At 46.9% G+C, this 13,270-nt stretch carries 8 protein-coding genes; all 8 read right to left on the bottom strand.

The window, feature by feature from the left end; all coding sequences use genetic code 11:
• Positions 1-6: 6 nt before the first annotated feature.
• The 8 genes from R7041_RS15355 to R7041_RS15320 all read right to left on the bottom strand — a co-directional run bounded on the left by R7041_RS15355 (position 7) and on the right by R7041_RS15320 (position 13,191).
• Positions 7-828, bottom strand: coding sequence for a carbon-nitrogen hydrolase family protein (locus R7041_RS15355; RefSeq protein ID WP_104979749.1), 822 nt, complete (start codon positions 826-828; stop codon positions 7-9).
• A 33-nt stretch (positions 829-861) separates the two neighbouring features.
• Complete coding sequence (locus R7041_RS15350) at positions 862-4,743, bottom strand: YhdP family protein (RefSeq protein WP_064368793.1); 3,882 nt, start codon at positions 4,741-4,743, stop codon at positions 862-864.
• Between the two features lie 12 nt (positions 4,744-4,755).
• Complete coding sequence (rng, locus tag R7041_RS15345) at positions 4,756-6,225, bottom strand: ribonuclease G (RefSeq protein WP_005381138.1); 1,470 nt, start codon at positions 6,223-6,225, stop codon at positions 4,756-4,758.
• An 18-nt stretch (positions 6,226-6,243) separates the two neighbouring features.
• Positions 6,244-6,813 (bottom strand): Maf family protein, encoded by a 570-nt coding sequence (locus R7041_RS15340; RefSeq protein ID WP_005381139.1) that lies wholly within the window; start codon positions 6,811-6,813, stop codon positions 6,244-6,246.
• A gap of 4 nt (positions 6,814-6,817) precedes the next feature.
• Entirely contained in the window at positions 6,818-7,306 is a 489-nt protein-coding gene (mreD, locus tag R7041_RS15335) for a rod shape-determining protein MreD (protein WP_005381141.1), read from the bottom strand.
• Positions 7,296-8,192: a rod shape-determining protein MreC gene (mreC, locus tag R7041_RS15330; RefSeq protein WP_005381142.1), complete on the bottom strand. Its 897-nt coding sequence runs from the start codon at positions 8,190-8,192 to the stop codon at positions 7,296-7,298. The genes mreD and mreC overlap by 11 nt, the downstream gene beginning before the upstream one ends.
• A 150-nt stretch (positions 8,193-8,342) precedes the next feature.
• Positions 8,343-9,386: a rod shape-determining protein gene (locus R7041_RS15325; protein WP_005381144.1), complete on the bottom strand. Its 1,044-nt coding sequence runs from the start codon at positions 9,384-9,386 to the stop codon at positions 8,343-8,345.
• A gap of 151 nt (positions 9,387-9,537) precedes the next feature.
• Complete coding sequence (locus R7041_RS15320; RefSeq protein WP_318114892.1) at positions 9,538-13,191, bottom strand: DUF6701 domain-containing protein; 3,654 nt, start codon at positions 13,189-13,191, stop codon at positions 9,538-9,540.
• Positions 13,192-13,270: the final 79 nt, after the last annotated feature.

Raw genomic sequence — 13,270 nt, 5'->3', positions numbered from 1 at the left:
GCTCTTTTATTTCCGTCTCAATTCATTTTGAAAGCGACTGTGTTGAGTCAGCGGCATATTCTGCCTTACTTGTTGGCTTTGTGACAAATCTATCTCTGTCACCAATAAGCCTACTTCATCCTGAAGCTGTTTATGGATACGTCCCCAAGGGTCAACGACCATTGAGTGTCCCCATGTTTTTCGTCCACATGGATGCGTTCCAGTTTGTCCGCTTGCCAAAATCCAACATTGTGTCTCAATCGCTCTAGCTCGCAATAATACTTCCCAGTGAGCTTGCCCCGTCACAGCGGTAAACGCAGCAGGCACCACAATGATATCCGCCCCTTCTTGACGTAATACTTTATAAAGTTCTGGGAAACGTAAATCATAACAAATGCTCAATCCAACACTGCCGATATCAGTTTCCGCAACGACTATTTGATTACCCGCCATAAACGTATCCGACTCACGATAACTACCATAACCATCGGCTACGTCGACATCAAACATATGCAGTTTGTCATAGTGAGCAATGCATTTACCGTGCGGCGGCAATACAAGTGTTGTTGTCGTGACACCTTTTGCGGTTTGAATGGGCATGCTTCCGACAATCAGTGTTAACTGGTTCTTTCTTGCGATTTCACAGAGCCGCTGTTGAATCATGCCACTGCCAAGTGGCTCTGCATGTTGATGATAAGCTTCGCGACTGGCAAATAGCACTGTATTTTCAGGAGTAAGGACAAGTTTGGCACCTTGCTTGCTCGCTAAAGCACACTGTTTTTCGATGAAGTCCAAATTCGCGTTAATATCCGGACCAGAAGTCATTTGAATAATGCCAACACGTTCCATGTGTTTCCTCCCTATTCCATTATATTCGGTGAATTATTTGGCCTGTTCACGCAGTTTTTCTGGTAGCTTGTATTCACCTTTACTTCGCGAAATTTCTTTCACCGTTGGTGAATCTAGTGGGCCTTTCACTTCATAATTGACTTGAGTGAAGACCTCAACCACCGGAGATATCACCGTAGAGATGGCCAAGACATACAAAGCAGTTTGAGGCGCAACGGCAAACGCGGTCAGCATTGGTAGGCCTGATGTGATGTCTGGTGTGAATTTCACTTCCGCATCAACCATTCTGCTGTTCATATTAGCGATACCGCGGATTTGCATTTCCCCTGCTAACGCATCCATTACGATATCATTGGTGATAAACACACCGTCTTGGATTTTGCCCGTTCCCGTGATCGAGTTGAATGCCATGCCTTTATCGAATACATCGGTAAAGTCGAGCTGCATCTTACGGATGATAGAATCCAAGCTGAACAAGCCTAACAAGCGTGCCGCACCACTAACTTCACTGATCACGCCTTTACCAAATTCCGTTGAGACGTTTCCTTGCAAGGTTTGTGTCTTCATTGACCAAGGTGCGCCGTCCCATTCCATATTGGCATTGATCTCAAATGGTGCTTGTTGAATGCCTGATGTAATACCAAAGCGCTCCATAAGATCGGTGTTGTTATCACCTTTCATTTTCATGGTTAAGTTGGAATGGCTACTCTCTTTCGTCAGGTCCCACCAACCACTCATATCAATGCGGTTTTTGCCGCTACTAAAGGTGATATTTTTCCACTCCAAGCGGTTCTCACGACGCTGTAAATCAACATTAACTTTGCCCACTTTGTAGCCTTGCAGCCAAAAATCATCGATGTTCAAAGTTAAGTTTGGCATCTCTGCGTGAAACTTGCGGTCAAAATTGGTAATCAAAGGTGCGTTTTGATCTTCACTCGCAAAGATTGAACTGCGCTCTTTGGTCATCTCTTCAAACCCTGGGATGTACAGATGCAAGTGCTCTAGAGAGACCGATAGATCATAGGGTTTCAGATAGTTAGCTTTCCCTTTAACCTCTTGACTGTCCACATCGAGTTGCCAACTCAAATTTTTCTTGCTTGCTGAAAAATCCACATCATGAAACTCAATCCCACCGAGCTGTAAGTTTGGCGTTTCAACTTCAATGCGTGTCGGCAATGGAATGGTCGGCGTTTTCATGCTTGCCAAAACAGACGATGAAGGCTTGCTCTCAGAGACCTGCGCAAGCTCAGCCCATTGGTCTAAATTCAGTTCTTCGACACGCACCGAAGCATCGTGCCCGACAATAGGACTAATCCGGAAGCCACCTTTGCCAACCATTAAATGAGTCGCAGTCAGAACCGGGACATCGCCAGCGATATCTATCTCAGTTTGATACTTCACATTTGGGATCTGTAGTCTTGCTGAAATACTCTCTTGGTTGCCGGATGCTTGCAGTTTCGCTTGCCCAGACTCACCAATTTTTTTCGCTAAAGGATAAGGATATTGACTAGCCAGACGATTTAGCTGCGCCAGCACTTCAAGCTGATAAGTGAAACCAACATCATTGAGTTGCAAGTCAATATCCATTTGCCACGGCGCATGGCCAGAAACAAGGTTTAACCAACGCTCACCGACATAGGGTTTGAGCGGCTCGACATCCCAATCTCCTAGTGTATTAATTGTCACGTTGTAGCCTTGCTCCGCACTCTCTCCATGGAAATCAAGAGAGATAGGCTGTTGTAATAATTCGGCCGACAAACCCGATGTGGTAACCACATCATTGTCGAAGGTGATACGTCCTGTGGCGTTTTCAAGCGTCATTGGCGGCGCTTCAATATCAACACGATTTTCTGTTAAATCGGCATAACCCCAAGCGCGAGACTCTTTTTCAAAATCAAACGGTATGTTGAGTTGAAACTCAGAGTAAACGGGCCCACTCACTTGCAGCGCTGTCAATGCGGCACCGACTGAATCCACTAATGGCGTCGCCATCATGTAGTCACGGACTTCATTACCCGGCGCGCTTGCTTTCGCTTCAATCTCGATGTGTCCACCTTCTGCCAACTCAGGGACTCGCCCAGTGATACGCTTGGCATGAACGCCATTTAGTGTGGCTGATTTTGAATCCAAATACATGGCATCATTTTCAAACAGCAAGTCTAGCTGCAAATCCGTGATGGTTGGCCATGCCGTATCAAAGCTAAATTTCGCGTCTTTTAATCCAACCCAAGCTTGGAACATGCCATTATGTTCTTTGTAAGGAAAATCACCTAACTCGCCATACCACAACAATTTCGCTGTGTTCACTTTACCGCCCTGAATCGCGGTCGAAAGGTAGTCGGTCAAGTCTTGTCCAAGTGCCAGAGTCGGTAGATAGCGCCATGTCTCACCCGCGTTGTAGAGATCCGCTTCGGCATAGAACGATAAAAATGGGCTTTGTTCTTTTGGGAAATCAAGACGAAATGCCCCCAAAACTTGAAGATCAGGCGTTGCTGCCGTCACTTTGTCCGACCACAAGCGCCAGCCGCTCTCATCTTGCTGCCAGATAATATCGACTTCACCTTGTTTGATATTCAGCGGAGCTTGGAATACATCGCCGTACGGAAAGACATCATCAATGACGGTGACTTTTGCTTTAGCTTGATTCACATCCCCCGATACGCTGCCCTGTACGTGATGAAACCCGGGTAGGAGCTCCCATTGTGTCATCGCGAGTTCATCCAGTTCAGCCGAGTAGCGTAAGGTGTCTAAACCGCCGTTCATTGACAATCGGACATCTTCGACCCGACCTTTCGGTGCTAGTTTGTTAATAAGGTCACTGGTCGACTCTGACTCTGGAGCCAACTTGATGAGCGGAATGAGTGCTTCGATGTCGATTTGAGAGAGATTGAGCATCCAGCCGTTTGGTTGCCAATCAAACGCGACGTCTAGCTCTGGCCAAGGGGTATTATCGGTTCTGATCTGAAGTGAGTGGCCATTTACTTTCCAGCCTTGTTTATCTGGTCGAAGATTGAAAATTCCAGACTCAATAAACAGCTCATGATGTCCATCTTCATTCCACACCAACTCGGAAGGCAGTAATTCAACATAAGCATCATGCGGTTGGCTATGTTTGAGCGTTAGCCAAGTATTTAAGCTGACTTTACCCGACTCTGCTCCTGACTCTTCTTGCATGTAAGTGGTCAGCCAAGGTGTGACCGAGACATCTTGAGCACTCACGTAAAACTCACCAGATACATCGCGCAACGAGCCATGATCTTTAAAGTTAGCGCTTACTAACAATGAGTTCAGGCGAACATCGGCAATGCTAACCGTGCCTTCGGCTACGTGACGTTTCCCTTGATTGCTCCAACGAAGCTGCTCAATATCTAAACGGCGAGTTTCACCAGACACCGACTTATACCAAATCCGTGAATCGCTAATAGTGAAGTCTTCGAACTGACGTAAAAGAAGTGAGTCGAGTTGGTCAATGAGTTTCACTTCGCTCTTATCCACTTCAGGCTTCGATTCTTGACGATGAGAAGTCGGCAGAATGTCTACCGTGTGAATGTCTAAAGCGAGGTTATGAATGGTAAGGTCTGCAACTACAGGTTTAAGTTGAAAAAGAGATTGAATAAGGTCGAACTCAATTTGGACTTCTTCAACAGCGAAGCGTGCATCTTGCACGTTTGGTAGATTTGCCTCTAAACCCAGTAACGCAATTGAGGGATGATTATTGCGCCACGTCCCTGCGACATTAGCAATAGAAACGTCAAAGCCTGTGCCTTGTTTGACCCAGGTTTTGATCTCATCTTGGAAATGGTTAAGTTGCGGCAGTGTGACGCGAAGCGTGGTTACTAATATGGCTAATAACACCAATACAGTAACTAAACTCCACGCACAAAAACGCCCAAAACGGTTAACACCAGAATTCACAAATGTTCCAAATTACATCATTACGACGTCAAACTGTTCCTGAATGTACAGGGGTTCAGCCTGAACTCGCACTTGCTTGCCAATAAATACTTCGAGCTCTGCCAACGCATGAGACTCATCGCCCAATAGCGCTTCAGCAACAAACGGCGATGCGTACACGACAAAATTATCGGCGTCGTAAGCACGGTTCACACGAGTAATCTCGCGTAATATCTCAAAGCATACGGTTTCGACCGTTTTCACGCTGCCACGGCCTTCACAAGTAGGACAGCCAGAACACAAGATATGTTCAATACTTTCTCGTGTGCGCTTGCGCGTCATTTCAACTAAGCCAAGCTGGGTAAAGCCGTTGATGTTGGTTTTTACTCGGTCTTTCGCCAGCGCCGTTTCCAGTGAGGTAAGTACTCGCTGACGATGCTCTTCGGATGCCATATCGATAAAATCAATAATGATGATACCGCCGAGGTTACGTAAACGTAGCTGACGCGCAATAGCTTGCGTTGCCTCTATATTGGTATTGAAGATAGTCTCTTCGAGATTACGACGACCAACAAATGCACCCGTGTTGATGTCGATGGTGGTCATGGCTTCGGTTTGATCGATGATCAAATAGCCGCCCGATTTTAGCTCGACCTTGCGCTCTAAAGAACGCTGAATTTCGTTTTCGGTGTCGTACATGTCAAAGATTGGCTTGTCACCTTCGTAAAGCTCAAGCTTATCTGTTAACTCCGGTACATACTCAGAAGTGAATTCTTTCAGGTTTTCATATTCAAGGCGGGAGTCGACCATGATCTTATCGAGCTCTGTGCCAACAAAGTCACGCAGAATGCGTTGAGCTAAGCCGAGTTCACCGTAAAGTGTTGAACGCGTTTTGTATTTTGAGCGACGCTCCATGACTTTTAACCACAAACGCTTTAGAAATGCCGCATCTTGAGAGAGCTCTTTTTCATCAGCGCCTTCTGCCGCGGTACGAATGATAAAACCACCGTGCTCATCGCAGTAATGGTTCACCACCTTTTTCAAACGCTCGCGCTCTTTTTCACTTTCAATACGCTGCGAAACACCGACATGGCTGGCCCCCGGCATAAAAACAAGATAACGCGAAGGTAAGGTGATATCCGTCGTTAAACGTGCACCTTTCGTGCCGAGCGGATCTTTGACCACTTGAACAACAATGTCTTGTCCCTGGCGTACCAGCTCAGAGATATCACGGACTTGAAACTGCTGTTTTTCGTTTTCTGCCACACATTCGGTATGGGGAACAATATCTGACGCATGTAAAAATGCCGCTTTATCCAAACCAATGTCGACGAAAGCCGCCTGCATACCTGGTAACACTCGGCTTACTTTGCCTTTGTATATATTGCCCACAATACCGCGACGCGATTCGCGCTCGATATGTATTTCTTGTAGTACTCCACCTTCAATCATGGCCACACGAGTTTCACTCGGGGTCACGTTAAGCAGCAATTCTGCACTCATGTGCACACCTCAAAACAATTATAAAAATTCTTGAATTAGCTGATCGGTTTCGAACAAAGGTAAGCCTACTACAGCGTGATAACTGCCTTCGATTCGGGTGACAAATCGTCCTCCGAGTCCCTGAATACCATAACTTCCAGCTTTATCGCATGGCTCTCCTGACTGCCAATATTGTTCGATTTCTTCGTGAGTCAGTGGTTTGAACCACACGTCAGTGGTAACGACCACTGAATGTTGTTGTTCCGATGATACAACGCTCACCGCAGTCATCACTTGATGACGACGACCCGATAAGTCAGTAAGCATACGCTTTGAATCTTCAAAACTTTTTGGTTTTTCTAGCACACGGTCATCGCATACTACGACCGTATCAGAGCCCAATACAACGGAATCAGGCTTAGCCAACGCTAAGCCTGCCTGAGCTTTTTCCAAAGAAAGACGCAACACGTAATCTCGTGCTTGCTCATGAGCCTGTTTGGCTTCCTCAATATCAGGCAATACGATCTCAAAATCATAACCCAGTTGAGCAAGCAGCTCTTTTCTTCTCGGAGAACCCGATGCGAGAACGAGAGATAAGCTTTTCTTCACCGCTTTACCTTACGTGCCATGCACGACGAACTCGTCGCATTAATAAAAACATCCATGGCCAAAGTATACAGTTTATTGCCGCCGTCCACAGAGATAATGGATTAAATACTACGTCCTGGTTCAAATATTCCCCACAGAATATCAAAACTTCCAATAACGCAGTAAAAAAGGCAATTAAAATCGACTGTTGCCACAAAGCCATGTTGCGAATCAACAGGAAATTCAGCGCCACGAGGTAGATAACGATCGACATCATCATGCCACGAATTCCAAGCGTTGAGCCGATCAAGATATCCCACAATAAGCCCAACACTAGCGCAGTTCCGACGTTCACTCGGTGCGGTAGTGCCAACACCCAATAACACGTAACAAGGAACAACCATGAAGGGCGTAACACATCTAACACACCTGGCCATGGAATGGTTTGCAGTACCAGCGCAACGAAGAAACTGACGCCAATCACCATTCGGCTACTCAATACATTATTGGCCATCGGTTACCTCTTGTTCTTGCTCTAACCCTTCATCTACATTGGACCGCAGTACTTTGTGTTGACGGTCTTCATTCGGCCAAATCAGCAGTAGGTAGCGTAAGCGATCAAACTCCACAACCGGCTCAGCCTTGATTGAGGCGAACTCTTGACGCGTATCGTGATCCACATTGGTAACCGTCGCGACTGGATATCCCTCAGGGTAAATGCCACCTAAACCGGATGTCACCAATAAATCACCAACCTGAATATCTGTGCTGGTTGGAATGTGCTCCAGTTGGATTTCATCCATTTCACCATTGCCCGATGCGATCACTCGGATATCATTGCGGATCACCTGGACAGGAATTGCATTTTTCGCGTCCGTTAGCAGCAGAACACGTGCGTTGTGCGCTGCGACAAACGTAACCTGACCGACGATGCCTTTCTCGTTGATAACAGGCTGACCAACGTAAACACCATCAATACGGCCTTTATCGATCACCACTTGATGACGATAAGGTGAAGTATCCACCGCCATTACTTCTGTCACGACTTTCTTTTCATCACGGACAAATGAAGATCCTAACAACTTACGTAAGCGTTGGTTTTCTTCTTTATATTGGTCGAGCAAGATAAGCTCGCTTTTCAGGCGTAGCACTTCTCGCTTTAAGCTGCGATTGCCTTCAACCAATGCCTGATGAGAATTAAAACGTTCAAATACGCCATCGAACATACTACGAGGCAAATTCGCTGCGTACTGAATCGGTGCAACCATACTGTTTAGTAGGTATCGAACGTTGGAAAACGTATCTAGACGACTATCGGCCAGCATTAAGCTCGCCGACACGATGACAGCAAAAAACAGACGTAATTGCAGAGACGGACCTCTGCCGAAAATCGGTTTCATCTTGTTTTTGACCTGATTGCTTCCATGATTATTGAGCCTTACTTGGCAACCTAAAAATACTTAACTAAATACTTTTAGGTATGGAGCATGTTTGAATTACAGAGAGAGCAGAAATGAAGGTGAAGCCCGACATGAGCTTCACCTAAACCTTTATTCTTCAGAGAACAGATCGCCACCGTGCATGTCGATCATTTCTAGAGCTTTACCGCCACCACGCGCAACACACGTTAGTGGATCTTCCGCGATAACCACAGGAATACCAGTTTCTTCCATTAGTAGACGGTCTAGGTCTTTAAGTAGTGCACCACCACCTGTTAGTACCATACCGTTTTCAGAAATGTCTGAAGCAAGCTCTGGTGGACACTGTTCTAGTGCAACCATGACTGCTGATACGATGCCAGATAGCGGCTCTTGAAGCGCTTCTAGGATCTCGTTTGAGTTCAAGCTAAAGCTTCGTGGCACACCCTCTGCAAGGTTACGACCGCGAACTTCAATCTCTTGAACTTCATCACCTGGGTAAGCAGAACCGATTTCGTGTTTGATCTTTTCAGCCGTTGCTTCACCAATCAAGCTGCCGTAGTTACGACGTACGTAGTTGATCACAGCTTCATCAAAGCGGTCACCACCGATACGTACAGACGATGAGTAAACCACACCGTTTAGAGAGATAACGGCAACTTCAGTTGTACCACCACCGATATCGACCACCATTGAACCTGTCGGCTCAGATACGCGTAAACCAGCACCAATTGCCGCCGCCATTGGCTCGTCGATTAGGTAAACTTCACGCGCACCAGCACCAAGTGCTGATTCACGAATTGCGCGACGCTCAACTTGGGTAGAACCACAAGGAACACAAACAAGAACACGTGGGCTTGGCTTTAGGATGCTGTTGTCATGCACTTGCTTGATAAAGTGCTGAAGCATTTTTTCGGTTACGTAGAAGTCAGCGATTACGCCGTCTTTCATTGGGCGGATAGCGGAAATGTTGCCAGGTGTACGACCAAGCATCTGTTTTGCTGCGTGACCGACTGCAGCAACGCTTTTTGCAGAACCTACACGATCTTGACGAATAGCAACTACAGAAGGTTCATCAAGGACAATTCCTTGCCCTTTTACGTAAATTAGAGTGTTGGCTGTACCTAAATCGATAGATAGATCGTTAGAAAACATGCCACGAAGTTTCTTAAACATACTCTTCGCTCATCCTGCAAAAATATAGAAGACAAAAATTGCTCTAAATGTACCAATGCCTCGCTGTCACAGCAAGGTATTGGTACACAAACATGAGCAGAAAGCCTCAATTTCTTGCAGTTTCCTAACTTAAGGGCAAAAACCTAAGTTGTTACTGTCCGGTTAATCCTGGCTCACCACGGTAAATCACACGGTCATTACCACGGTGAATACCGAAGGTGACGACGGAGGATGGGTTTTCTTCACCAGCTTTCTTATTGTCCCAGTTGTACTTGAGCCAAGGTAAGCCATTTTTTGAATCATCAAGATCTAACCAAACGCGTGTTTGCTGACGGTATGGTTCAGCTTGAGTTGCAGTAATAGAGCGAGAAGAACCTGAAGAAACAGTCCCGCCATCGCCTAGAGTTACCTCTTTTGCACTATTATCTGTCGGCCAAATGTGCACCTGAGCGTCATCTTCAATTTCTCCAAACACTTTAGTTTGGCTGTCATCAGGGTTAACAATAAAACGGCTACCATTCCAGTATTCAACTCGAAGTGGTACATGCAATGTCGAACCTTGGTTGCCACCTACATCATCTAGATCAACGCGACCAAAGCGAACATCCGGTTGTGCCAGCAACACTTGTGCCACGCTGGTAGTCAATTGTTCATTGCCGTTAACGCTACTTTTAAACCTGAATAATGTCGGGTCAATATAGCTACTGGTTTTACCACCAGAATTGCTCAGTGATAGGCTAATCGTGGTACTGGTAGATTTGTCCGCCACCACTTTCGAGTTAAACGGCCCATCGGGCAAAATTGGTTTGCTCCATTGAACCGAATTATCCCACTGCTTACGCCACACCGCGCCGCTCCAGTTTTTATCGCCGAGATCCGCATTCGCGATATTCAAGCGATCCGAATGTTCACCGGACAGATAGAAATCGGCTTTTAATCCACTAGCAAACAAACCGTAGTTTTGTGTCGCGCCGCCACTGGCATTATAGGCGGTCACAGCAAAGCTTACCGAATCGAAAGCCTGCCCCATGTAGGCCGACTCGCCCTGGTTATCCGGATAGTCCCAGTTGGTTTCCGTAACGTTAAAGTAAGCCGGATAGAAGCGACCTATTGTCGCTATTGCATCCTTAATTTTGAACGCGCTACTACCTAAATAGCTTGAGGTACCCAGCGGTTTGCCGTTTTCATCACTCGCAACTGGTGCAGCTACGCTAAATTCAAATGCGCCGACTTCCGAGACCGACTGCGGCAGCATCACCTTACCATTGGCCCATTTGCTCCCCTCCGGCAATGAGGTATTCAACAGCGTGGCTGACGCCCCCTCAGCCGGGTATTTCACGCTGTTGGCGATGGTAATGGCCGGCTCCTGGTAATTTTTGGCGACCTTTTCTGTATTTTCATCCGCCGCCTGATAGGCGGTCACGGTCAGGTCAAACAACTCACCAGCGGCAACAAAACTGCTGCTACAGCCAGAAATGGCCTTGGTGCAGGTACCGTTTTTATCCGCTTTGGTTGCTGTTAGCTTCAGATACTCAGGGAAGCTGACAAAGCTGGCAAAGCCAGCAGAATCGCCCACACCATCGACGCTCGCATTGAGCTTCACTTTACCTGTTTCCGGATACTTAATTTTAAAGTACGCCTTGCCCTGCGAGTCAAAATACACATTTTTCAACACTGTACTTTGTGTCTTAAGTAAAGTTGGCTCACTTGTCCAGTCGACCGTGTTGTTGCCGACCTTTCTCTTGTACCAGATCGACACCGGCTGAGTTTTATCAACCGGTGCAACTTCATACGCCATCGACATTCTCACGTTGCGCGACTCACCGTCCGCATCTGCCTGAGCAGAACAGAACGACAAGTGATCCTCACCCTGGCTCTGGCGGTTGGCCACCACATCGGCCACGTTGACCGCTAAAACATTCTTAACGAAAGTCACCTCACAGTTCTCTGCCAAGAGCTCGCCGCCATTAATACGACAGCGTGCACCTTCAAAACCAAACTGCGGTACCGAGCTGCTGGCCACGCCCATGGTAATAGTGCCAGATTCCGAAGCCTGTAGCGCTAATTCCTTCTGGTTTTGAACAGTTACCTGTGTACCACCGACCCAGTTAGCAATGTCATGCCCCGCCGAAGGCGTCAGCGTCACATTGAGTGGCTTAAGCATCCCGTTATTGTATGCGTCGCGCGGATAGCGCTTGCTACAGTCCGCATTCATGCACGCTCGCAGCTCCACTTGAGAGGCCTGACAAGTGCTGCCTGAGCCCGAATAATCAAACTCAAAGTGGTGGATGCCTTCGGTCAGTGGGATGGCCTCATCGGCACAAACCTGGAAGTTATCAATCTCATGAGTATTGGTCGACCAACCGGTTGATGCGGTGACAGAAAGGCGGAAGTTCTCTGGCACCGTATTAAAGCTGCCCTGCTGAAGTACATCAAACTTCTCGATTAGTGTTTTCCATTCTCCTGTATCTATTTTTCTTTCGACCGTGAGATAATATTTACCTGACTCACGTGAGTTGAGCACGATTCTGTATTTATGTAAGCCACTGCGGGGACCATCAATATCTTCAACTGGCAGATCTTTTCGACTAGGTTCATAGCCCTTAATGTATTTATAGCCCTTAAGCCACTGACCATTTGAGTCCGTGGAGCCGGGACCACGAACACCTATCAAGTTCTGTTTTCGTGGTGAATATTTATCAACAACCTCTCCACCAGTACGGTAATAGTTACCGTATTCATCAAGACCGATTCCTAGCCAACCTCCAGCAAAGCCTTCAATGTCTTTAGTCACTTCTTCGCTGTGGTTTTTCTGCAGCTTCATCCCGTAGCCCAGCGGGCCGCCAAAGGCACCGGTTTTCGGCAGCACATTGGCATCCGACAGCACCAGAGCTATACCATCAGCACCATCACCACCAAAGGCGTAATGATCAAACTCAATCTGCAAATAGTTTTGTGCCGATGGAAAGACATAATTGTAGGCCGACGCCGTTGCCTGACGACGTATACTTTCATTCAGCCTGAAACGCCCATTGTTCGTCTGCGGCTGGGTACTGCTTTCAAAACCCATCACTGACCAGTTGGCCAGGCTGCCGTTATCGAAGTTTTCGGGTGGTAATGGCTTACACTGCTTAGGCTGCGGCGGCGTCCAGCACGGCTGCGGATAGTCCGGTTTGACAACTTGAGTTGAACCTCGCATATCAAGCCAACGGCTTGTGACTGCACCATAAATTTGCTCGCTGGTGTCCAGCACCAAGCTCTTAGCAAGAATGAAGCCTTTAAACTGTTGCGAGGCAGCAGTTTTGAAGTGCGCGCTGGCTTGCGGCCCATAGATCACCGGTAATACCAAATCATTTTGCGTAGTGCGGTAGTCAAAATAGGCATCTTCGAGTTTGAAGTCCGCATCATTTCCGGTATACGAGCCTGGCGCTTGGTCTGTACCGACCACGTTCCAGGTAACATCACTGCCAAAAATTAGCTTAGGCCTAGCGCCCTTATTTTTAAACCGCTTCACCGTCAACACTGCGTTATCAGTTAAGTAAAGCGACAAATGATCCCCTGACTCATACACCAGATTTTTGATCTTCCGCTCACCGTCGATTTTTAACTCCACTGTTTTATCGGTGTTGTAGCCGTTGATATCTAACCGTCGCACATCGCGCTTAAGATAAATAGTGACGTCGTTGCCACTCTGCTGATAACCACATAAATCTGATGATGGGGAACAAACCTTACCGTAATAGTTACTATCCTCTGGCTGCATACGAATGGTCAGTTTCTTACTGGCACTAAATTTAACATTCAACGCGGCTTTGTTGCGTAATTCGATGGAACTAAATCAAGAAGCTACGATCTGAGCGGTTACGCCCATCAATCGTCGTAGC

Origin of the sequence: Vibrio sp. 1751 (assembly GCF_033339895.1) — a bacterium.
GTDB classification, from domain to species: Bacteria; Pseudomonadota; Gammaproteobacteria; order Enterobacterales; family Vibrionaceae; genus Vibrio; species Vibrio alginolyticus.
This window is presented reverse-complemented; position numbering and strand designations above follow the sequence as displayed.

What these genes read in the sequence shown, in the direction of transcription:
- R7041_RS15325 (WP_005381144.1), bottom strand. Translation starts at nt 9,386, where the DNA reads ATGTTTAAGAAACTTCGTGGCATGTTTTCTAACGATCTATCTATCGAT.
- rng (WP_005381138.1), bottom strand. Translation starts at nt 6,225, where the DNA reads ATGAGTGCAGAATTGCTGCTTAACGTGACCCCGAGTGAAACTCGTGTG.
- mreD (WP_005381141.1), bottom strand. Translation starts at nt 7,306, where the DNA reads ATGGCCAATAATGTATTGAGTAGCCGAATGGTGATTGGCGTCAGTTTC.
- mreC (WP_005381142.1), bottom strand. Translation starts at nt 8,192, where the DNA reads ATGAAACCGATTTTCGGCAGAGGTCCGTCTCTGCAATTACGTCTGTTT.
- R7041_RS15355 (WP_104979749.1), bottom strand. Translation starts at nt 828, where the DNA reads ATGGAACGTGTTGGCATTATTCAAATGACTTCTGGTCCGGATATTAAC.